The organism is Streptomyces sp. NPDC006743, from assembly GCF_040703815.1.
Lineage (GTDB): Bacteria > Actinomycetota > Actinomycetes > Streptomycetales > Streptomycetaceae > Streptomyces.
Genome location: NZ_JBEYJA010000020.1, coordinates 52915 through 74616 on the forward strand (window position 1 = coordinate 52915; position 21702 = coordinate 74616).

Consider the following 21702-nt stretch of genomic DNA (forward strand, 5'->3'; position numbering starts at 1 on the left):
CCTCCCGCTGACGCCCCGCCGTGATCCGACCACACGGGCCCCGCCCTTCGAGGCGGGGCCCTTCCACGGACCCTCTTTCCCTTCAGGCAAGGGCGAACTTCTGGGCGCCGGAGCCGTTGCAGTCCCAGATCTGCAGGCGGGTGCCGTTCGCGGTGGCACCCGAGGGGGAGTCGATGCACCGGCCGGTGGTCGGGTTGGACATCGAGCCATCGGCGTCGGTGACCCAGTTCTGGTACCCGCCGCCGTTGCAGGTGGCCAACTGGAGTTTCGTGCCCGCCGCGTCGACACCGCCCGCGATGTCCAGGCACTTGCCCAGCGTGCGCAGGGTCTGGCCGTTCCAGGTCCACTTCTGGTCGAGCGAGGTCCCCTGCTGGCAGTCCCACAGCTGCACCGCGGTGCCGTCACCGCCGGTGTCGTCGCCGGCCACGTCCACGCACTTGCCCCCCGGACCGTAGATCGGGGTGCCGATGGCGAACTTCTGGGCGCCGGAGCCGTTGCAGTCCCAGATCTGCAGGCGGGTGCCGTTCGCGGTGGCACCCGACGGCGAGTCGATGCACCGGCCGCTGGTCGGGTTCCGCAGCGAGCCGTCGCTCTGCCGCACCCATGACTGGTAGCCGCCGCTGTTGCAGGTGGCGAGCTGCAGCTTCGTACCGGCGGCGCTGTTGCCGCCGGCGATGTCCAGGCACTTGCCGAGGGTCTGCAGGGTCTGGCCGCTCCAGGTCCAGTGCTGGTCCCTGGCCGCCGGCTGGCAGTCCCACAACTGCACCGCGGTGCCGTCGCCGCCGGTGTCGTCACCCGCCACATCCACGCACTTGCCGCCCGGTCCGGTGATCGTCTGGCCGCTCACCGAACCGCTGCCACCACCGCCGCCGGATCCGGGCGCCTTGTTGTAGACGGACACCGAGTCGATGACCAGCTTGCCGCCGGAGACCGTGGACCCGTTCGGGCCCCCGCCGAAGGCGTCCGGGAAGCCGCCGCCGATCGCCAGGTCGTAGATGATGAAGAAGGGGTGGTCGACCGCGTCGGACCAGGTCGTGGCGTCCACCTGGTTGGCGTTGACGGTGAAGAAGTTGTTGCCGTCCAGGTAGAACCTGATCTGTTCCGGCGACACCGAGCGGTCGATCTCGGCCGCGTAGTCGTGGAAGCCGCTCTGGCAGCCCGGACAGGCGCGTTCGCCCGAACCGATGCCGGTCGACTCGTTGCACGGCCCGCCCGGGTTCACGCCGCAGTGCAGGGTGCTGAAGACGGAGCTGCGGCCGTTGATGTCCTCCATGATGTCGATCTCGCCGGACTTCGGCCAGGTCACACCGGAGCGCAGGGGCGCGCCGAGCATCCAGAACGCCGGCCAGTAACCCGCCCCGTCGGCGGTGGTGACGTCGGGCTGCCGGAGGACGGACTCGATGCGCACGACACCGCCGGCCGGGGCGCCGAAGGACGCCGACTGGGTCTCCACGCGCCCGGAGGTCCATCCGCCCCGCGGGTCGGAACCGGAGTGCAGGGCCTGGAGCACGAGATGACCCTGGCCGTCGTAGTAGACGTTCGAGGTGCTGTTGGTCATCGTCTCGATCTCACCGGTGCCGAAGTTGCTGCCCGGCCCGGTGTCGTACTTCCACAGGCTCTGGTCGATGCCGGTGCCGGACGCGCCGTTGAAGTCGTCGCTCCAGGTGAGTGTGAAGCCCGCGGGTGCCGGGGGCACGGCGGCCGCGGCGTCCAGCGTCGTGGTGAGGGTGACCGCCACCGTCACCGCGACGACGGGAACCAGGGCGAGCGCTCTCTTCCACCCGCTGCGCCGTGGCCCTGCGAAACTCAAGCGCATATGCGTGACCTCCGGAAAAGAGCGTGAACGTGGGTGCCCGCCAGGCCGCCCCTGGCGGAATGCAGAGTGGGTGGTCGCTGGAGTACGTCAGTCCGCGGCGCTGAACAGTCGTCGCGAAAATGACATGTCCATAGCATGTCGGCGAGGTCGACGTTCGACAAGAAAGCGGAAGGTAAACCCTTTCCCAGGGCGCACGCAAACGCGCCTTTTCAGGTCAATATCAGGAAACAGTGGAAACGCATACTGTGCTGTCGTCGGAAACTGCCGGTCACGGCGATGGCGGTGCATGTCGAGCCCGTCTCTCCACACTGGCCGAAGTCGCTGATGCCCGCCAACGCCCCGCCCGGCAGCCGAGCGGGTGGGCGCCTCCCTGCGTGCGGGCAGTCTGCGGGAGAACTCCTCGGTGACACCGGCGTGGACGTGGAAACGGTTGCCGGCGATGCACGCCTGTCCGACGGTGCGCAGCGTGGCGGTCATCGCGCCGTCGACCGCGGCATCGAGGTCGGCGTCCTCGCACACGAGGAACGGTGCTGGTCCACCGGTGGCGGACGAAGGACGGACCCGCGTACGGGAGGACGGGCGGGTCCGCCCTTCGCGCGCCGTTCGTGGGTCAGCGCAGCGCGGCGATCATGTCTTCGGCCAGCCTGGCGCTGGAGGCGGGGTTCTGGCCGGTGAAGAGGTTGCCGTCGATGACGTTGTGCTGCTGGTACGCCGCCCCTCCGATGTGCACGCCACCCCGTTCCCGCAGGCGGGAGGCGAGCAGCCACGGAGCGCCCTCGGCCGTGCCGAACAACTGCTCCTCCTCGTCGGTGAACGCCGTCATCCTGCGGCCGGCGAAGAGCCAGTTGCCGTCCTCGTCCTCGGCGCTCAGCAGTGCGGCCGGACCGTGGCAGACCGCGCCGATCGGCTTTCCGTCCTTGTCCGCCGCTGCCAGCAGACGGCCCAGGTCGGCGTCCTGGAAGAGGTCGACGACCGGGCCGTGACCGCCGGGCAGCACCACCGCGACGTAGTCGTCGATGTCGATCCCGTCGAGCTTCAGCAGTGGACCGAACTCCGCCAGCGCCTTCTGGGCGTGTGCCACGTGGTGACCGCAGTCCTCACCCGCGACCGCCGGGTCGGCGCTGTGCTCGTCCAGCGGCTGCAACACCCCGCCCGGAGAAGCGAAGTCGACCGTGTAACCGGCCTCCGTGAACTTCTCGTGCGGTGCGGCCACCTCCTCCGCCCAGTAACCCGTCGGGTACGTCGATCCGTCGGTGCGCTCCCAGACGTCGGCAGCCGACATGACGATGAGAACCTTGCCCTTACTCATGAACGAGTTCCTTTTCCGTGCGGGGACATGGGAGCAAGTGAGGACTTGCCCCGGAAAACCATCGGCCGGGCGTTGCGCGATTGCGGCAGGCGAGGGAAGTGCGTCCGTCGCCACTCGCCCGAGACGCGTATTCAGCATGGCCCGCCGCGGTCCCCGCGCGGGCGTCCATGGCAGGCCCTGCGCGACAGCGGACCCGGCAGACTAGGACCGAGAGAGCCACCCTGGAATCGGCCACGTCCGCGCTACTGCTTGGCATGGGTCGACTGAGAGGTCCAAGCATGGGCGGCGGTGGAAAGCCTGCGTGTGGAAGTGGGACGGCACCCGGACGACCAGGTGACGAACGACCTAGTCGCGGAACTGCGCGGAAAGAGCGCCGCTACGACGCCACCCCCGGCCTCACCGCACTCGTCTCCCACCTCAACCAGTACGAAGGCAGCGCCGCCCCCGGGCCCCACGCCGCCTGACACCCCCGCAACTTCTGGCCTCACTGAGGTGTCACTCGGTGCGCGGCTCGGGTGTCTGTCCCGGGGCTGAGGGCAGAGCGGCTCGGTCCGGTCGCGTTCGGTGCACAAGTCGCGGGCAGCGGCCGGCCCGTGGTCCGCTGCGAAGGCGGCGGCGGAGCAGTCACCCGCGTGCGTCACAAGCCGCCTTCTGCAGTCCCGTCACGGTCTCGCGCGGGATTCGCCGGACCAGTGTTCCGCCAGTGGCAGCCCGATGTGGCCCGATGGGCGTCACTGCGGTGCCGGAAGGCAGTGCCACGGTCACGGGATGTCGAGCAGGACCTTTCCGACCACGCCCTGTTCCAGTGCGGCGTGGGCGTCTGCGATCTGCTCCAGTGCGAAGCGGTGCAGCGGCATCCCGGCCTCCTCGCCCACGCGCAGCGCGCCCGCGTCGACGGCCGCGGCGACGTCGGTGAGTGCGTGCCGTTTCGCGGCAGGCGGCACGGTGTAGACGAAGACGCTCTGCCACCGCAGGTTCGCCGCCAGCGAGGAGAGCACCGGGACGGACAGGTGCTCGTCCTCGCTGCCGGAGTAGTAGGCCACCACGGCGCCCGGGGCGGCTACCGCGATGTCGAGGGCGGCGTTGGCTTCCGGCGCGACCTCCGCGACGATGTCGACACCCTCGGGTGCGAAGGCCCGGATGTCTGTCGTCGCGTCCTGCGTGCGGTAGTTCACCACGTGGTGGGCGCCGGCCGCACGCGCCAGCACGGCCTTCGCGGGACTGCTGACCGTGGCGACCACACGCGCTCCGGCCCAACGGGCGAGCTGGATGGCCGCGTTGCCGACCGCACCGGCGCCGCCTGCCACCATGACGGTCGAACCCCGCAGAGTGCCGGGCGCGATGCGCGCCGGCCCGCCTTCGTGAACGGTCAGCGCGCGGTGGGCGGTCAGGGCCGGTACGCCCAGGGCGGCGCCGAGTTCGAACGGGGCGTGGTCGGGCAGGCCGACAGCATGCCGGTCGGGCACGAGCGTGTACTGCTGCGCCGTTCCCCAGGGCCGTTTCCACGCGGCCTCCCAGATCCACACCCGCTGCCCGACCCGCACCGGGTCGACCCGCGAGCCGACAGCATCGATCACGCCGCCACCGTCCTGGTGGGGCACCTGTTCGGTCATGCCCGGTGGCAGAGGGCGCCTGCGGCTGCGCCAGTCGGTGGGATTGACCCCCGAGACGTGCACACGTACCCGTACCTCGTCCGGCCCCGGTTCGGGCACCGGGCGTTCGACGAGTCGCAGGACCTCGGGCCCGCCGGCTGCTGTCCGGACAACGGCCTTCATCTCTCACTCCTCTTTCGCTCGTCTTTCACCCGCTCTCACCCGGCATGGCAGCCCCGCGCCGTTCGGCGGGGACGTGCGCGGTCAGGTCACGCAGGGAGCTGCCGAAGGCAGCAGGACGGCGCCGAGGAGCACCGGCCGGCGGCCGTACCGGACGGACAGGGCGCCGGACAGGAGGGGACGGGGGCGGCGGCTCCGGGAGAGTTCCCGCACGAGGACTCCAGGAAAGAGAAGTATGGTGTACGTCGTACTTCTGGAATGCTAGAGGGAAGTATGATGCTCGTCAAACTTGGAGGTGCGTGATGCCGCCTTGGGAGGTCCCGTCCGACCAGTTGCCGCCCGTCGCCGCGGTCCAGAAACTGCTGCGTGCCCTCGCCGATCCCGTACGCCTGGAAATGGTCCGCCGCCTGGCGGCAGACCCCGCCGGCGAAGCGTCCTGTTCGAGCCTGTACGAGGGCCTGAACAAGTCCACCGCGACCCACCACTTCAAGATCCTCGTGGAGGCGGGCATTCTCCATCCGGTCATGGTCGGCTCCTTGCGGGGGCACCGCCTGCGACGTGACGCCCTGCAGCAGACAGCACCCGGCCTGCTGGACGCACTGATGGGGGCGCTGGCCCGCCAGCCCTGACGCGGAGCCACCGGCACGCCGGCGGCACCCTCACGCCGGCGGCACCGTAACGCCGGCGACGCCGGCAGGAGGCGGTGAAGAGCGCACCGGACGCGTCCAGGTCTCGACGTCCAGGTCTCGGCTCGGGACCACTGGTGCCAGCGGGCACGGGCTCACGTTGGGCAGCGTGGTGGAGCGGGGCTTGCTGACCGCACCGAGGACGGTCTTCACGACGACGACCACGACCACGACCACGACGACAGCGACGGCCACGACCACGACCACGACGACAGCGACGGCCGCGACCACGACCACGACGACAGCGACGGCCGTGACCACGACCACGATCACGACGACAGCGACGGCCGTGTCCACGACCACGGCACGCTTGCCCGGACGGGGTGCGGCACGGCGACGCGGGACATCAGAGCTATGAGGACGCAGGACATCAGGGCGATGAGGCTGTCATCGTCCGCCGGATGCGGAGCGGGCCCGGATTCCGTCCAGAAGGTACTTGGTGCGGCGGTCGTAGTACCCTCACCGCGCGTCGACCGCCGTCACCTTCGACGGCTTCGCCGAGATCGCCTCTGACCTCACCGGCCGCACTGCCGAGCGCATCGTCCTGGACGACGAACAGTGGATCGCCGACCAGATCAGCATCGGTGTGCCGGAGCAGATGGCCCGACTCATGCTCACCTGGTACCAGGCAGCCCGCGGGGGCTACTTCGCCCAAGTCGGCCCTCAGTTGGCCGAACTCCTCGACAGCGAGCCCCGCACCGCCGCTGACCGGCTCGCGGCCCACATCGCGGCCTGAAGCCGGGCTTCTCACCGTTCGCCCGCTTGTTGATCGGGGCAGATCGCTGACGGATGACCAGTGGCGCGGATGAGCCACCGCTCCCGGTCCGGACATCGCGGCGTGGCGGCCGGCGGCGACATCGGCAGCAGGTGATGGATGCGGCGCTGATCCGCTTCCGGCGCCTCGCGCGCCTGACATGACGCGGCGGGGTTCCGGCTACGGGACGTTCCAGGCGGAGATGACGGGTTGCCCGTCCTCGGTGGCGAGGAAGCTGAGCGTGCCGGGGTGCGGGTGGCCGAGCAGCCGGCTCGCGGACGCATCGAGGCCGAGCCAGCGGACGGTGAGGACGCGCGCCAGGTGGCCGTGCGCGACGACGGCGACGTCGCCGTCGCCCAGCAGCGGACGGATGCGGTCCAGCACCGCGTCCGTGCGCGCGGCGACCTGCGCGAGCTGCTCGCCCGGGTGGTCGGCGTCGCCCGGAACGACGCCGTCGCGCCACAGGTCCCAGCCGGGCCTCGACGCGCGGATCTGCTCGGCGGTCAGACCTTCGTAGCCGCCGTAGTCCCACTCCGACAGGTCGGGATCGGGCTCGGCACTGGTCAGGCCCGCGAGCTCGGCCGTCCGCACGGCGCGGCTCAGCGGGCTGCTGAAGACGGCGATCAGAGGGCGGCGGGCCAGTCTCGGAGCGAGAGCACGGGCCGCGGCCTCGCCCGCCGCGGTCAGCGCGACGTCGGTCCGTCCAGCGTGCCGGCCCGACAGGCTCCACTCGGTCTCGCCGTGCCTGATCACTATCAGCTCACCCATGGCCGCGCACGCTATCCGTTCTGTGGTGCTCCGAGGCGGCTTCACCGGCGTCGGCCCCCTCACCGACCCCTCGTCACCCTGGACCGGCCCACCGCATGAGCTGTCCTCCAGGCGGAACCCGAAGGGCAATGCGATCGAGCAGTCCGGCCGCCCGGCCCGCACGCGGTCGAGGACTTCCACGCGCACGGCGACGGAGCCGACAGTGAGAGCACCACCAGCGCGCACGGGACTTCGCGTACAAGGAGAAGACCGGCACCTGGGTGAACGCAGGCGCCGGTGCCTCCCCGAGGACTCGCGTCACAGCAACGCAGCGATGCCCTCCCGGTTCTCCGGCAGCCCGACCGCGCGGAACCACAACCAGTTGCAGCGGATGCTGCCCGTCGCCTCGTCGGTGTCCACGAACGCCTGCACCAGGGCGCGTTGGGCGGAGGTCAACGAGTGGGCCGGGTCGTAGCGACCACAGAAGGCTCTGAACAGGATCGGCCCGCGTTCGTTGTCGACGATGGACGTGTGACCGGAGGCCACCATGGCGATGGCCACCGGTGCCACCTCCTCGAACGATGCGGTCAGGTCGAGCGCGGAACGCAGCACGGTGAACCGGAACCACCCGTCGACTCCGCACAGCGGGTCGGGGAACCATCCGTCTGTCGTGCGGGGGTCGCGCAGCGCGTCGAGGAGCACGGCGAGTGCGCGGGGCCGATCGACTCGGACGGGACCGAGTGCGGCACAGACCCGCACGGCCGGGTCGGAATCGGCGAGCAGGTCAGAAGTGTCCAACCCCCAAAGACTCAACGCCCGCGCCACGGCGGCTCGCTCCCGCCGCCCCGTCATGGTGCCCAGCCGGGCGCGCAGCAGCGCAGCGGCGCGCGGTACGCGGTCGGCGAGGGCCGAGGTGGAAAGGAGCGGCACGGCGGCGCCGAGTGCGGCCTCACAGATGCAGGGGTCGGAGGAGGAGAGGAACGGCTCGACGGCGTCGTACAGGGCGGGCCGTATGTCCCGGCACGCTTGCAGCGCGGCGAGCTCGTCAGGGGCGCGCTCGCTTCGCATGTCCTCGTACCAGGGCTGCCATTCCCAGTTGGCTCGGTCCCGTGCCGGATCCTCCCCGTAGGCAGCTGACTCAGCCACCTGACCCAGCCAGCCGAGCAGGGCGGCCCGCAAGCTGCGCGGCGGCCCGTCGTCCCACGGGAAGTGTCCCTCCTGCTCGGCGAGGCTCATGGGATGGTCGAGGATCGCGGCGACGAACAGCGCCACGGGCGCGGTGACCGTGTACAGCGAGCCCTGATGCAGCACGCTCATGTCCAATACGGCCACCGCCTCGGACCGCACCCGGGCATCCTGGTCCACGAGGGAGCACAGGGAGACGGGTATGTCCTCGCCGGAGCCGTAGGCATGCCGGTGAGAGGCCCAGTCCGTCTCCAGCAGCAGTTTTCGAGCCTCTGCCGGCAACCCGCTCAGGATCTGCGTCATGCGGGCACTCCCGTTGTCCGTCATGCACGCATCCTGCCAGCACCCACCGACAAGGCCCCCTTCTGCTCACTGATCCTCGTCGATGCCGGCAGCGTCGCCCAGCGGATCAGCCTCGACCACGCCCGCGAAGTCCACCTGGTCGCCGAGTAGGTCATGGACCGCATCCGCGACAAGTCCGGCCCCGGCATTGGCGGCCCCCGTGCGGCCGGTGACGACGGGCGGCCCGTGAGCAGACCGGCGTATCCGGCGCGCCACCGGCACGGATCACCCTCCGGGTGCCTGGCGTTGACAGGACGTCACGGCACGGCGGGCGGCCTCGCGCTCCTATGCGGCCTGGCCGAGGGCTGCCCCGTGACTCCCGTACGGATCCCGGCGGATCGACGCGCTCGGCGTGATCCGGGACGAGCACGAGGCCGCCTGGCAGGGACACATGGCCATCGTCGAGGCCTGCTTGGCCCGACACGGCCACCTCGCCGTCCCCGCCGACCAGCGAACCGCGCCGCAAGGGCTGGCTCGGCCCGCGGGCGTAGCCGGGCTCCGGTACCGCGGCCGCCTGCGGCTGCGGGGTGGCCACCTGGCTCCGCCTGCCAGACCGGACCGAGGGTGGACGCCGATGTCGGCGGCGATCTCTCCCAGCGTGACGCCGGACTAGCGCTCGCGCGCCTCCCGCACGGCGTCCTCGCGGAGCTCCTTCGGAGACGGCCTGGGAATGCAGCATCCTCCCAGGCCGTTTCCCGGCAGGCCGGGGCAGGTGTCATCCGGTGTCACCCGGTCGTGCAGCAGTCCCGGACCACAAGCTCAGCGGTGGTTCGGTGGCCCAGCGGCATCCTGCCGTACTTCGAGAGGGCGATGCGACAATGGTTCCGTGTACGGGGCAGGCAGTTCAGGTCAAGTCTTCGGCGTGTTGCCTGGCCCGTGTCGACTGTGCACCGAACGATGTCGGCCAGAGACAAGTCCTCACCGGAAACACGAGTGGAACCGAGGAGCGCCAAGAGCCCAGGCGACAGCCGGGATCGCGGCTCTGCCTCGGGGTCCGCTCGAGCATGTCGCGCGGCGAAACGGGAATCCGTGGCTCGATCGCGGGGGTGTCCGGTCGAAGACCCGCGATGGTGTCCGCAGAGTGCGGGGCAGGGAAGGTGACAGTGTGTGCAGTCTGTCGAGGTGTCAGCAAACTTCGAGAATGTCGGCCACCGCAGGTCACGGCTCTGTTGTCCTGAGACGGTTGCGGACCGGCAACTCGTCGCGTCGGGCACGGACCCGCGTGTCTCTGAGGGGAGGGCGTATGCTAGTGGACCCATGGACCCTTTGTGAGTCGTTTACTAAATCAACGTAGCTTTCGAGCGAAAAGATGACTACATTTGGATCATGCGACTCACTCTCGCATGACGGGGGGGATGAGTACTCGTGTGTGATCCCGTCAAGGGCGCTCGCGTCCTCGGCTGCTACGTCTCACACGGGTAACAGCCGCATAGCAGACGATAGCAGGTATGTCATGAAATGGACTATTACGGTCGAAACGCACGGAGGCGCTGACGAGGGACCGGCGACGATCACTGCAGTGATGCAGAGCGTTCCCGGCGGACCACCACGCATAGTCGAACTGGTGGTCAAGGCCTCGGAACAGGGCGCGATCCCCCCCAGAGGAGCACTCGACATCGACTTCGAGATGCTGGCTCAGGCGGTGAGCGGTGCTGCTCTGCCCTCTTCCCTCTCCGAGAGCGGATCGGAGCGTCACCGGCCTGCGAGCGTGTCCCCCCCTCCGGCCGAAGCGCAGAATCAGCGCCCTTACCGCAAGATGCCCGACCCGGACGAGGTCAGAGAAGTCTTCCTCCGGCTCAGGAGCGTGGGGAAGGTGGCGCAGCACTACGACGTGCCTCGTTACACCGCACAGGCATGGGTGGACAGGCTGCGCCGTATGGGACATCTCGAAGAAGTGAAGTCGAGCAGCCCCAGACTGCGCGGCAAAGGGCGCCGGTAGGGAGCGTCATCGGTGCGCGGGACGTCGCCCGGACGTGTGCGCTGAACGTGCCTTCCGGGCCGTGCCACGGCCCGGAAGGCACGCCGTTCTCTCAGCCGGCGATCCTGGCCGCCAGGGAGCGGACCGTCGGGGACTCGTAGAGCGAGCCCACGGAGACCGGACTGTCCAACTGCCCGCTCAGTGCCTCCGCGAGCTGCACGGCCCTGATCGAATCGCACCCCAGGCTGAAGAACGAGTCGTCCCTGCCCACTCGTCCGACCCCGAGCACCTCGGCCGCGGCCTCGGCCAACAGTGCTTCGAGCTGTCCGTCGGGGGGCAGATAGGAGGCGCCGCCCGCGCCGACGGCCGCGAGTACAGCGGCCGGGTCGGGGGTGCCACTGCGGTCCCGCTCGATCCGTGAGGTCACCACCACCCGGGCGAAGACCCCCCGGTCGGCCAGTCGGGCCGACACCGCGGCCCGCACCTGCTGAGGGTCCGTGTCCGACGCGGGGACGACCGCCACGGCGACGGTGCCGCCGCCCAGTTGGTCCGCCGCCAGGAGCGGCTTGATCTGCTCGTTCGCCGGGTCCGCGCCGATGAGCAGGTGTACCGGCCCGGCGTGCAGTGCTCCCAGCAGGGCCAGCGTGCCCCGGGTCGGGTCGATCAGGGTCAGCCCCCGGTGCCTGCCCGCCGCGACCAGCGGACTGCCCTGGTTCATCCCCGGGCCGTCCCACATGCTCCAGGCCAGGCTCTGGGCCCGTCGCCCCGCCGCGGCCCAGCGCTGGGCCCAGCCGTCCAGTACCGCGTTGGCCGCCGCGTACGCACCGAAACCGGTCCCGCCGAACAGACCGTTCACGGACGAGTACAGCACCACGGCCGTGTCCGGCCGGGTGGCCAGCAGCCCGTCGAGGGCCTCACACCCACCGGCCTTCGGGCGCAGCATCCTCGCCAGCCACTGCGCGGACTCGGCCCGCAGTTCGTGGTCGGTCAGGGACTCCCACTGCGGGGCGACCGCGGCACCGGCGAGATGCAGAACCAGGTCGAGACCGCACCCCCAGGACGCCTCCGCCTCAGCCACCGCCCCGGCCAGGGCGTCCGGGTCCGCGGCATCGACCGCGCGGTAGCGGACCTCGCCCATGGCGTGCAGGACCTCCAGCGCCTCCCGGGCCCCGGTGTCCAGGCGCGCCTGCGGGGTCCGTCCGACGATCAGCAGCCGTGCCCCGTGCGTGACCACCAGATGCTCCGCCACGGCGCGTCCCAGGCCGCCGAGACCACCGGTGATCAGGCAGGTCCCGCCCCGGGGCAGCACATCGGCGGGTATGTCGAAGACCTCCGGCAACGGCACGGTGCGCAGCCGCTGTTGCAGCGGCCTGCCGTCACGCACGGCGATCACGTCGCCGCTGTGCCGCACGGTGGCCAGGGCCGCGAGTCCGGTCGCGTCGGCGTCCGCCGGGGCGTCGATGAGCGCGGTGCGGGCGAGAAGCCGTTCCGAGCGCGCGGTACGCACCAGCGCGGTCAGCCCGGTGCGGCCCGGAACCACCGGATCGCCCGGGGCGGCCGGTACGGCACCCCGGGTCAGCACGGTGAGCTCGGCATCGGGCCGGATCCGCGACACGGCCGACGCCACGGCGAGGAACTCCGACAGCACCCCGGCGTCGCCGTCGGCCGGTGCCGTCGCGGGGTCCGAGGCGGCGACGAACAGCACCTGCGGTACGGCCCCGTCGTCCGCGGACCCCTCGCCGGCCGTCGCGAAGGCTCGCTCCAGGGCCGAGGCCAGCTCCACGGCATCCGAGCCGACCACGATCTGCGCCGTGGTCAGCGGGGGCAGCCAGTCGGGGACGACACCGCTGACACAGGCCACGAGCGGACCGTCCGGCCGCTGGCTCAGCCGTGCGTCGGCCGGTTCCCACACGACCGCCAGCGCGGGGACGCCGGTCTCCGGGTCCGGCGCCTCGTCCGGTGCGCCGCCGTCCGCCTCACCGCCGTAACAGCGGTCGTCGAACCGGCCTTCGCGCCAGCCTTCGAGCAGCCGCTCGCGCTGCACCTTCCCGCCGTTGTGCCGCGGGAACTCCCGGGACGTCACCGGCACCACGTAGGTCGGACGCAGGGCCAGGTCGCGGGCGAGAGCCGAGCGGATGGCGTCCACCAGGGCGGGCACGTCGTCGGTGCCGGGCACGAAGAAGACCACCAGAGCGTCGGTTCCGGTTTCCTCGTCGGGCACCCCGGCCACCGCGGAGCAGGCGGGCACGACCCCGGGTACCTGCTCCACCACCGCCTCGATCTCGTGCGCGGGGAAGTTCGCCCCGTTGACGATCACCATGTTCTTCCGGCGGCCGGTGAGGAAGAGCCGGCCGTCACGCAGGAACCCGAGGTCACCCGTGTCGAACCAGCCGTCCGCGGTGAAGCTCTCCCGGTTGGCCCGCTCGTTGTGCGCGTACCCGTTCAGGACTGTGTCGCCGGACACGTGCAGCCGCCCGACCCGGCCCTCCGGCAGCACCTCTCCTTCCTGGTCCACGATGCGCAGTGCGACGCCGGGCACCGGGGCACCGACCTCCGTCACCACGACCGCGCCGGGAGTGCCCGCCGGCAGCTCGCGCAGTTCGCCGTCCAGTGAGGCGGGCACCAGGGAGACGGTGCCGACCGCCGCGTCGTCACGGTGCATGCGGGTGTACGTGACCCCCGAGGAGGTCTCCGACATCCCCCAGCAGGGCACCATGGCGTCGGCGGGCAGCGCGTGCGGGGCGAGCAGTTCCACGAAGCGGAGCGCGGTACGGGCGACGACGGCCTCACCGGCGTTGCAGATGTTGGTCAGGCGGCTGAGGTCCCAGGAACCGGCGGCGATCTCCTCCGCGTGCCGGCACACGAGCGAGAACGCGAAGTTGGGCGCCCAGGTGTTGGTGGCACCGAACCGGTCCAGACAGTCCAGCCACAGCAAGGGCCTGCGGATCACCGATTCCGTGCGTACGTTGACGTGCTCACACGTCAGGAAGACGTCCCGGAGGTTGTACATGATCATGCCGCCCACGTGGTCCAGCGGCATCCAGTTGAGCGAGACGTCGTGCTCCGTGAAGCCGTTCGCGGCGATCGCCGCGTAGCTCCTGGCGACGATCGTGCGATGGCGGTGCTGCACGCACTTGGGCGTGCCGGTGCTGCCGGAGGTGAGCAGGTTGACGATCAGCGCGTCCGGATCCGGTACGGTCCAGTCGGCCGGCTGCGGATCGGGCAGGGCGTCGGCCGCCAGTACCCGCAGCGCCTCACCGCCCGGCAGCCGGCCGGCCAGCGAACGCACCCCTTCGCACAGTCCGGGATCGGCGATCACCGCGGGCCGGCCGAGCAGTTCCCAGGCGGCGGCGAGTTTGCGTACCGCGGCGTTGTCCGTGGCGTACTCCGGCGCCGGAGCCAGCGGAGTGGGCAGGAAGCCGCCCAGCACACAGGCCCACCAGGCGGTGACGAACGTACGGCTGTCGGCGCACTGCAGCAGCACGGGGTCGCCCGGAGCCAGACCGTGGCGGCGCAGTCCGCCCAGCATGCGGCGGGCGTCCTCGTACAGCTCGGCGTACGTCTGCCGGTCGGTGCTGCCGTCCGGCAGCAGGTAGGTGGTGCCGCGGTCCGGAGCCACCCGCGCCGCCCGGGCCAGCGCTTGCGGCAGCGTCGGTACGGCGTCCGGCGGCAGCACCGGCTCGGGGCCGCGCACCAGGGCCGGACGGTCGGCGGGGACGGCGGTGCCGCGCCCCGTTCCGCCTTCGCCGGACGCGGGACCGGATGCCGCGCGGCGCGTGGCGGTGACGCGCAGCCGGCGGTCGCGGACGGCGGCGGCGTCACGGACCCCCGCGGTGGCGGCCGCGATCTCGGCGACGGTCTCCAGGGAGAGCTGTGGGGCCGCGGCGCTGGTGACGGTGTTCACGAAGAGGTCCTTCCGGCCGGAGCGGGCGGTTCGACGGACAGCTGTCCACCGATCTCTCGGGCTGCCTCGGGGCTCAGTCCGACGACGAAGTAGTGCCCGCCCTCCACGCTCAGACCGGTCCGGCCCACGGCCGTCTGCGCAGCCCAGCCGGCCAGGTCCGACTCGTCCACCGAGCCGCTCAGCCCCCGGACCGTGGTGATCGGAACCGGCAGCGGGGGACGAGGCCGGTACCGGTAGTTCTCCCAGAGCGCGAAGTCACTGCGCAGCAGCGGGAGGAGCATCTCCAGCAACGGCGCGTTGCGCGCCACCGCGTCGGGCAGCCCGCCGCGCTCGCGCACCGTCGCCAGCAGCTCCTCGTCCGGGAGCAGGTGCAACGGCTCCGCGGGCGGCGGCGCCTGCGGAGCGGGCTGCTCGCCGACGATCAGCCGCCGCGGCCAGGTGCCGAACCGGCGGCCCATCTCGTGCGCGATCTCGTACGCCAGCAACCCGCCCGCACAGTGCCCGTACAGCACGTACGGCATGGTGGTGTACGGACGCAGGGCGATCGAGCAGGCGGTGACCAGCGCGTCGATCCGGGCCGGCGGCACCTCCCGGGAGCGGTCCTCGCGGCCGGGCAGCTGCACCGTCAACGTCTCCACCCAGGAGGGCATGAGTGCCGCCGTCCGCTGGTACACGGACGCGCCGCCACCGGCGAACGGCAGGCAGATCAGCCGTACCCGGGCCTGTGCGCGCGGGACGCGGCGCACCCAAGGGGAGTCCATGGTGAAGCTCACCGGTGCGCTGCGCGGGGGCACCTCGGCGTGAGTGTCCGTGCTCAACGCGTCCCCTCCCCGTCCAGCGAGGCGGCCAGCTCGGCGAGCTCGTCGTCGCTGCTGCCCTCCACCAGGTCCAGGGCCTCCGCCAGCGCGTCCCGCTGCGCCTCCTGGCCCGAACGGGCGGCGTCGACGAGTCCCGCCAGACCGGCCACGGTGGGGGTGGCGAAGAAGTCCGCGATCGGCAGCGCCACCCCGAACACGGCGTTCACCCGGGAGGACAGCTGGATCGCCTGCAGACTGGTGCCGCCCGCCGCGAAGAAGTTCACGTGATTGCCGATCCGGGCGCCCAGCAGCGGGGTGAACACCTCCTTGCGCATCGTGCGCTCGGTGGGCGTGCTGTTCTCCTCGTCGGCCTCGGAGAGTTCGTCCACCACGGCGAACTCCACGGCGGGCAGCCGCCGTCGGTCGATCTTGCCGCTCGGGGTCAGCGGGACCGCGTCGAGCGGCACCAGAACGGAGGGGACCATCGCGGCCGGCAGCCGGCGCGCCACCGCGGAGCGGATCGTGTCCAGCTGCAGCTCGCCGGGACGCTCCGGCACCACGTACGCCACCAGCAGCGCGCCGGTGCGCGGGTCGGCCGCCACCTCCGCCACCGCCTGGGCGACCCCGTCCACGGCCTGCAGCGCGGCCTCCACCTCGCCCAGCTCGATCCGCACGCCGCGGACCTTCACCTGCCGGTCGGCCCTGCCGACGAAGCACAGGTCCCCCGCCTCGTCCCAGACGGCCAGGTCACCGGTGAGGTAGCGGCGGGAACCGGGAGGCCCGTCGGGGTCGGGCCGGAACCGGTCGGCGGTGAGGGCGGGCTGGCCCAGGTAGCCGCGCGCCACGCCCAGCCCGGCAATGGCGAGTTCACCGACCGCGCCGGCCGGCAGCAACGACGCTCCGGCGCCGTCCACCACGTAGGCACGGTGGTTGGCCATCGCCCGGCCGATCGGCGGTGAGGCCGTCCACTCGCCCTCGCACCGCTTGGCCACCACGGTCACCGTGGTCTCCGTCGGGCCGTACCCGTTCCAGAAGCTCCGGCCACGGGCCCACCGGGTGGTCAGCTCGCCGGTGAACGCCTCACCCCCGACGAACGCCACCCGCAGGTCGGGATAGTTCTCGGGAGAGAGCAGGTCCATGATCGCCGGGGGCAGGTCGATGACGGTGATCCGCTGCTTCTGCAGGACCGCGTCCAGGGCGTCCACGGAGCGTCGCTGGTCCTCGTCCAGTACGTAGAGGACGGCGCCGCTGAGCAGGGTTCCGAAGATCTCGAACACCGAGACGTCGAAGCCGGGGGAGGCGAAATGCAGGACCCGGTCCTCGGGCGTGAGGTCGAACATCTCCCGCACGGTGCGGGTGAAGTTGGCCGCGTTGCGGTGCTCGACCACCACCCCCTTGGGACGGCCGGTGGACCCCGAGGTGTAGATGACGTACGCCGCGGAGGCCGCCGGCACGACGACCGGGAGCGGCTCCTCACCCGCCCGCGGTCCGTCCAGCGGATCGGGACCGACGACCAGCCGCAGCGGACCGGGGACCCGGTCCGCCGTGCCGGGGGAGACCACCACGGTCCTCGCCCCGGTGTCCTCCAGGATCATCGCCAGCCGCTCGTCGGGCTGGCCGGCGTCCACCGGTACGTAGGCGCCCCCGGCCCGCAGGACACCGAGGACGGCGGCGAGCAGGGCCGGGCCCCGCTGCATCACCACCGGCACGAGGTCGCCGAGCCCCACCCCGGCGGCCGTCAGCCGCCGCGCGATCCGCCGGGACCAGGCGTCCAGTTCGCCGTAGGTCAGGGAGCCGCCCTGCCACAGCAGCGCGGTGTTGTCCGGAGCCGCCGCGACGACCTCGGCGAACAGTTCGTGCAGCGGGGTGTCGAGAGGCGCGCCGATCGGCTCGTTCCAGCGCTCCCGTACGTCCGCGTGCTCCTGCGGCGTGCCCAGCGGGGCGTCCCCCAGGGGGCGCTGCGGCTGTCGGCAGAGCGCCTCCAGGGTCTGCAGGAAACGGTCCAGGACGCGGGTGGCCGTGGCCCGCCGGTACAGAGAGGTGGCGAACCGCACCGCCACGGTGGGCTGTTCCCCGTCCGTGACCTCCAGCGCGAGTTCGAACGCGCCGGCCCCGGCGTCGATCTGCTCGCAGCCGAAGCGCACCCCGTCGGCCTCGGCCGGCCCGCTGCGGGCGGCCGGGGTCGTGAAGCCGATCTGCACCAGGGGCAGCCGGCCGGCGTCGGGCTCCACCCCGAGCGCGTCCAGGATCAGCTTGAACGGCAGACTCGCGTGGCGCAGCCCGTCCCGCCGGGCGTCGCGCACCCGGGCCACCACGGCGGCGAAGCTGTCCGCCTCGTCCAGTTCGACCCGCAGCGGCAGCAGGTTGCCGATGTCGCCGACGAGCCGGCTCTCGTCGTACGGGCCCGCGATGTCCTGGGGAAGCCCGACGGTGAGGTCGCCCCGGGAGGTGTGGCGGGCGATCACGACCAGGAAGGCGGCCAGCAGGACGTCCCGCCGTTCGGCGCCGCCCCCGCTCGCCAAGTCGTCGGCGGCGGCCGCCAGTCCGGCCGGCAGCGGCAGCCGGACCACGTCGCTGCTGAGGTCGATCAGCCGCGGACGGGGGTGGTCGGTGGGCAGCTCGGTGCTCTCCCAGCCCGCGAGGGCGTCGCGCCAGAACGCGGCCGCCTCGCGGGCGGCGTCCTGCTCGCACCAGGCCCGCTGCCAGGCCGCGTAGGTACCGAAGTCCACCGGGTCCTGCGCCCACGCGGGCGCCGCGCCCGCCGCCCGGGCGCGGTAGGCGTGCGCCAGATCGCCCTGGAGCACCCGTGCGGAGCGCGGGTCGAGGACGATGGAGTGGCTGGTCAGTACCAGCAGGTGGAGGTCGGGGGCGGACCGCAGCAGCCGGAAGCGGACCATCGGACCGGAGTTGAGGTCGAATCCCCGGCGCAGCTCGCCCTGCACCACCTCCTCGGCGCGCGGGCGCAGCCGCTCCGCGGGAACGTCCTCGGTCTCCAGACGGATACGGGGCACCGGCTTCAGCCGCTGGGTGCCCCGGGTGTCCTCGTCGGAGAACGTCGAGCGCAGCACGGTGTGGCGCTGCAGCAGATCGGCCAGCGCCGCGCCCAGCGCCTCCGCGTCGAGCCGGCCCTCGATCGGGAGGGCGAAGCCGAGCCCGTAGGCCAGGCTGCTGGGGGCGAACCGGTCGAACAGCCACAGCTGTTCCTGCCGGTAGGACAGGGGGGCGGACCGGGCTCCGGCGGACACATCGTCCAGCTGAGCCAGCAGCGCGTCCCGGCGCTCCCCCGGGAGCCGGCGCAGTCGGCGAAGCAGCTCGCTCTGTTGACTCATGCCACTGTCCTCCAAGTCGGCATGTACACCACGACACACACTTCAAAGACTCATCCAACAGGCAACATCGGAGTCAACGCAATACTTCAAATGCCATGTGCTGGTCCCGGCGGCGGGTCACGACGCGAGGGGACCGGAGCCGGGGGTGAGGCGGTCCGCCAGTACCCGGACCAGCGCGGACGGCGCGTCCAGGAAGGTGTAGTGGGTCCCCGGCAGGACCACCTTGTCCGTGGGCGCCCAGGCCTGCCAGCCGCCCATCAGACGGTGCGGCACCTCGACATCGTCGTCCCAGCCCAGCGCGGTGATGGGGCAGGGCACCGTACCGGCCGGCCGGAAGTACTTCCGGTTGGCCTCCAGATCGGCGTGCATCACGTCGATGAACAGGTCGACGAGTTCGCCGGCGGAGGCCGCGGCGCCCATCGCGGTCAGCAGCCCGGCGATCTCGTCCCGCAGCCCCTGGTCGTCCAACGCGAGGAAACGCCCCCAGGGACCGTCCTGCGGAGCCACCTGACTCGACGCGAAATACCGCACCGGCGCGGGCAGCCCACGCTCCGCGATCGCGATCACCGTCTCGAACGCCGGCAGGGCGCCCCCGCAGTGCCCGAACAGCGCGTAGGGACGGGAGGTCAGCAGCTCCCCGACATCGTCCAGCAGCGCGGCGGCCAGCTCCTCGTAGGTGCCGAAGTGCGGCTCGCGCATCCGGTTCTCCCGCCACGGCAGTTGCAGCGGGACCACCTCCGCCGCACCGATGGTGGCGGGCCAGGCCCGGTACATGGAGGCGCCGCACCCGGAGTACGGCATGCACAGCAGCAGCATCCGGGCGTCCGGCGACGGCTCGCGCAGGAACCAGCGCCGCTGACGGGGCTCCATCACGCCTTCACCCCCGCCACCACACCGTTCGCCCCCGGTGAGGCGAACCGGACCGTGCGCACCTCGCAGCAGCCCGCGTCACGCAGCCAGTCGGTGTACTCGGCACCGGTGTAGTTCCGTCCCCAGGTGCCCACCAGCATGTTCATGCTCATCAGCGCCGCGTCCACCGGACCGGATTTGTCGTCGTCCACCAGCAGTTCACTGATCAGGACGGTGCCGCCGGAGGGCAGCGCGTCCAGGCAGGAGGCGAGGATCTTCCGGTTCTGGCTCTCGTCCCAGTCGTGCAGGATCATCGACAGCAGGACGGCGTCGTGCCCGGAGGGCAGCGGATCGGCGAAGAAGTCGGCCGCGGCCGTGCCGATGCGTCCGGTCATGCCGGCCGCGGCGATGCGTTCGCCGGCGAGTGCGCACACGTGCGGCAGGTCGACGACGGTGCCGCTCAGGTGCGGGTGCTGCCGGCACAGTTCGATCAGGGTGGCGCCCGCGCCGCCGCCCACGTCCATGATCCGGCGGACACCGGAGAGGTCGACCGCCCCCGCCAGCTGACGGGCGGTCAGGGTGGAGAAGGTGAAGAGCCCCTCCCAGAAGGACTCCGGCCGGTTGCCCTCCTCGAACATGTTCCGGTCCGGGTCGGGCACCGGCTTGGTGGGGGCGTCGGTGCGTACCGCCTCGGTCGCGCGAAGCCACCCCGGCGCGGTGTAGCGGGCCACCATCTGCACGTAACCGCCGAAGTAGTCGGGCAGACCGGGCACCAGGTAGTGCGCCGCGACGGCGGTGTTCCGGTAGCGCCCGTCCCGCTGTTCCAGCAGCCCGAGCGCGGTGCACGCGGTCAGCAGGATCTCGGCCGGCCGCTTGCCGATGCCGAGCCGGCGGGCCGTCTCGGGAGCGTCGGCTTCGCCGGCGGCCAGGGCCTCGAAGACGCCCGTCTCGATCGCCGCGGTCAGGGTCTGGGTCTTCCACAGCCCCGTCGCCAGGTCGGTCAGCAGGGTCGGGGGCGGGGTGCCGGGACCTGTCCCGGAGCCGGAAGGGGTGGCCATGTCAGTGCTCCTCTCCGGTGCGGAACCGCACCGACACCCGGTCGAACATGATGTGCCGGCCGTTCTCGAAATGCAGCTCGCTCGGCTCCGCCAGATCGAACAGCGGCAGCCGGGCCAGCTCGTCGAGCACGGCGGCGAACTCGGCACGGGCCAGGTGCACCCCCATGCAGTGATGGATGCCGTGCCCGAAGCCGAGGTGCTGATGGGAGTTGCCGCGGTCGGGATCGAAGGTGTCGGGATCCGGGAACTTCTCCGGGTCCCGGTTGGCCGCGTCGAACAGGAGCACCACCCGGGCACCCGCCGGAATGACGGTGCCCGCGACGGTGACCTCACGGGTGGTGACCCGCGTGAACCGGTCGGTGGGACACCAGCGGCGCAGGGCTTCCTCCGCGACGGCCGGGCGCAGCCCCGGCTCGCGGCGCAGCCGCAGCTGCAGCGCGGGATCCTGGGCCAGCGTGTGCACCAGGCGGGTGATCGAGTTCATCGTGTTGTCGTGCCCGGCGACGCAGAAGCTGACGATGATCGAGTACAGCTCCTCGTCCGGCAACGGCGCACCGCCCCGCCGCATGGCCGCGAGCCGGGCGAGATAGCTGCCGTCCGGCTCGTCGCGCACCCGGTCGACCTCCTCGGCCAGCAGGGCGTGGAAGGCGGGCCAGAACTTGCTGGCGTCCCGGTCGGCCGAGATGTAGGTCCACATCGTCCGCGTCGCCTCGCGGATCCGGGCGCGGCAGCTCTCGGAGAGCCCGAAGGCCACTCCGAGCACCTCGATGGCGAACGGCTCCGCGAACTCGGCCATCAGATCCCCGTGTCCGCGCGCGGCCGGCGTGGCGAGCAGCCGCGCGACCATGCGGCGCAGCTCCGGCACCATCGCGCAGACGGCGTCGCCCGTCACCGGAGCGGCCATCCGCTCACGTATCGCGCGCTGCACCGGGGGGTCGTAGTCGATCGGTGAGAACATCGGCATCCCCTCGGCGCGCGGGAAGTGCACGCCGCGGGCCGAGCTGTAGGTGCGCCAGTCCGTCAGGGCGGCGCGCACGTCCGCGTACCGGGACAGGATCCAGATCCCGCCGTACGCCGGTGACCACGTCACCCCCCGCTCACGGATCTCACTGTTGATCCGCTCAGCGGTCTGCGGGGTGTATCCGGGGTCGTGGTGGTCGAAAGCGGTCACCAGCCGGTCGGTGGCGTCCGCGGCTTCGGTGGTCATACAGGCCTCCCTGCCGATGTCGTCGGTCG

Annotated in this window: 16 protein-coding genes and 1 pseudogene; 3 read left to right on the plus strand and 14 right to left on the minus strand. The window is 71.7% G+C overall.

The features are described 5' to 3' along the window. Window positions 1–82: 82 nt before the first annotated feature. From ABZ719_RS18550 to ABZ719_RS18565, 4 genes and pseudogenes are all read right to left on the minus strand, one after another. Window positions 83–1816 (minus strand): ricin-type beta-trefoil lectin domain protein, encoded by a 1734-nt coding sequence (locus tag ABZ719_RS18550; RefSeq protein WP_366726246.1) that lies wholly within the window; start codon window positions 1814–1816, stop codon window positions 83–85. Between the two features lie 372 nt (window positions 1817–2188). Next, a pseudogene (locus ABZ719_RS18555) lies at window positions 2189–2365 on the minus strand (aldehyde dehydrogenase family protein); the annotation flags it as partial. A 61-nt stretch (window positions 2366–2426) separates the two neighbouring features. Beyond that, window positions 2427–3125: a type 1 glutamine amidotransferase domain-containing protein gene (locus ABZ719_RS18560; RefSeq protein WP_366726247.1), complete on the minus strand. Its 699-nt coding sequence runs from the start codon at window positions 3123–3125 to the stop codon at window positions 2427–2429. Window positions 3126–3886: 761 nt separating this feature from the next. After that, entirely contained in the window at window positions 3887–4900 is a 1014-nt protein-coding gene (locus tag ABZ719_RS18565; protein WP_366726248.1) for an NADPH:quinone reductase, read from the minus strand. A gap of 299 nt (window positions 4901–5199) precedes the next feature. On the opposite strand from ABZ719_RS18565, the gene ABZ719_RS18570 reads away from it, so the two are divergent. After that, the gene (locus ABZ719_RS18570) at window positions 5200–5526 is read left to right on the plus strand and encodes a helix-turn-helix domain-containing protein (RefSeq protein WP_366726249.1); all 327 of its coding nucleotides are present in this window, start codon (window positions 5200–5202) and stop codon (window positions 5524–5526) included. A 30-nt stretch (window positions 5527–5556) separates the two neighbouring features. On the opposite strand, the gene ABZ719_RS18575 is transcribed toward ABZ719_RS18570, so the two are convergent. Then, a complete protein-coding gene (locus ABZ719_RS18575) occupies window positions 5557–5880 on the minus strand; it encodes a hypothetical protein (RefSeq protein WP_366726250.1) in 324 nt (107 codons plus the stop codon). Between the two features lie 301 nt (window positions 5881–6181). On the opposite strand from ABZ719_RS18575, the gene ABZ719_RS18580 reads away from it, so the two are divergent. After that, window positions 6182–6319, plus strand: coding sequence for a hypothetical protein (locus ABZ719_RS18580; RefSeq protein WP_366726251.1), 138 nt, complete (start codon window positions 6182–6184; stop codon window positions 6317–6319). Between the two features lie 198 nt (window positions 6320–6517). On the opposite strand, the gene ABZ719_RS18585 is transcribed toward ABZ719_RS18580, so the two are convergent. From ABZ719_RS18585 to ABZ719_RS18595, 3 genes are all read right to left on the minus strand, one after another. Next, complete coding sequence (locus ABZ719_RS18585) at window positions 6518–7105, minus strand: histidine phosphatase family protein (RefSeq protein ID WP_366726252.1); 588 nt, start codon at window positions 7103–7105, stop codon at window positions 6518–6520. 297 nt (window positions 7106–7402) lie between these two features. After that, entirely contained in the window at window positions 7403–8572 is a 1170-nt protein-coding gene (locus tag ABZ719_RS18590) for a hypothetical protein (protein WP_366726253.1), read from the minus strand. 66 nt (window positions 8573–8638) lie between these two features. Continuing rightward, entirely contained in the window at window positions 8639–8833 is a 195-nt protein-coding gene (locus tag ABZ719_RS18595) for a hypothetical protein (protein ID WP_366726254.1), read from the minus strand. Between the two features lie 1297 nt (window positions 8834–10130). Here ABZ719_RS18595 and ABZ719_RS18600 point away from each other — a divergent pair. Continuing rightward, on the plus strand, window positions 10131–10550 hold the full coding sequence (locus ABZ719_RS18600; RefSeq protein ID WP_366726255.1) for a hypothetical protein: 420 nt from the start codon (window positions 10131–10133) through the stop codon (window positions 10548–10550). A 91-nt stretch (window positions 10551–10641) separates the two neighbouring features. Here ABZ719_RS18600 and ABZ719_RS18605 read toward each other — a convergent pair whose 3' ends face one another. The 6 genes from ABZ719_RS18605 to ABZ719_RS18630 all read right to left on the minus strand — a co-directional run bounded on the left by ABZ719_RS18605 (window position 10642) and on the right by ABZ719_RS18630 (window position 21673). Continuing rightward, a complete protein-coding gene (locus tag ABZ719_RS18605; RefSeq protein ID WP_366726256.1) occupies window positions 10642–14433 on the minus strand; it encodes an SDR family NAD(P)-dependent oxidoreductase in 3792 nt (1263 codons plus the stop codon). After that, on the minus strand, window positions 14430–15251 hold the full coding sequence (locus tag ABZ719_RS18610) for a thioesterase domain-containing protein (protein ID WP_366726257.1): 822 nt from the start codon (window positions 15249–15251) through the stop codon (window positions 14430–14432). Before ABZ719_RS18610 ends, ABZ719_RS18605 begins: the two co-directional genes overlap by 4 nt. Then, window positions 15248–18559: an amino acid adenylation domain-containing protein gene (locus ABZ719_RS18615; RefSeq protein WP_366726258.1), complete on the minus strand. Its 3312-nt coding sequence runs from the start codon at window positions 18557–18559 to the stop codon at window positions 15248–15250. Before ABZ719_RS18615 ends, ABZ719_RS18610 begins: the two co-directional genes overlap by 4 nt. Window positions 18560–18676: 117 nt before the next feature. Beyond that, window positions 18677–19429 carry a thioesterase domain-containing protein gene (locus ABZ719_RS18620; protein ID WP_366726309.1) on the minus strand — a complete coding sequence of 251 codons (753 nt, stop codon included), beginning with the start codon at window positions 19427–19429 and terminating at the stop codon, window positions 18677–18679. Beyond that, a complete protein-coding gene (locus ABZ719_RS18625; protein WP_366726259.1) occupies window positions 19429–20466 on the minus strand; it encodes a methyltransferase in 1038 nt (345 codons plus the stop codon). Before ABZ719_RS18625 ends, ABZ719_RS18620 begins: the two co-directional genes overlap by 1 nt. 1 nt (window position 20467) lies before the next feature. Then, window positions 20468–21673: a cytochrome P450 gene (locus ABZ719_RS18630; RefSeq protein ID WP_366726260.1), complete on the minus strand. Its 1206-nt coding sequence runs from the start codon at window positions 21671–21673 to the stop codon at window positions 20468–20470. Window positions 21674–21702: the final 29 nt, after the last annotated feature.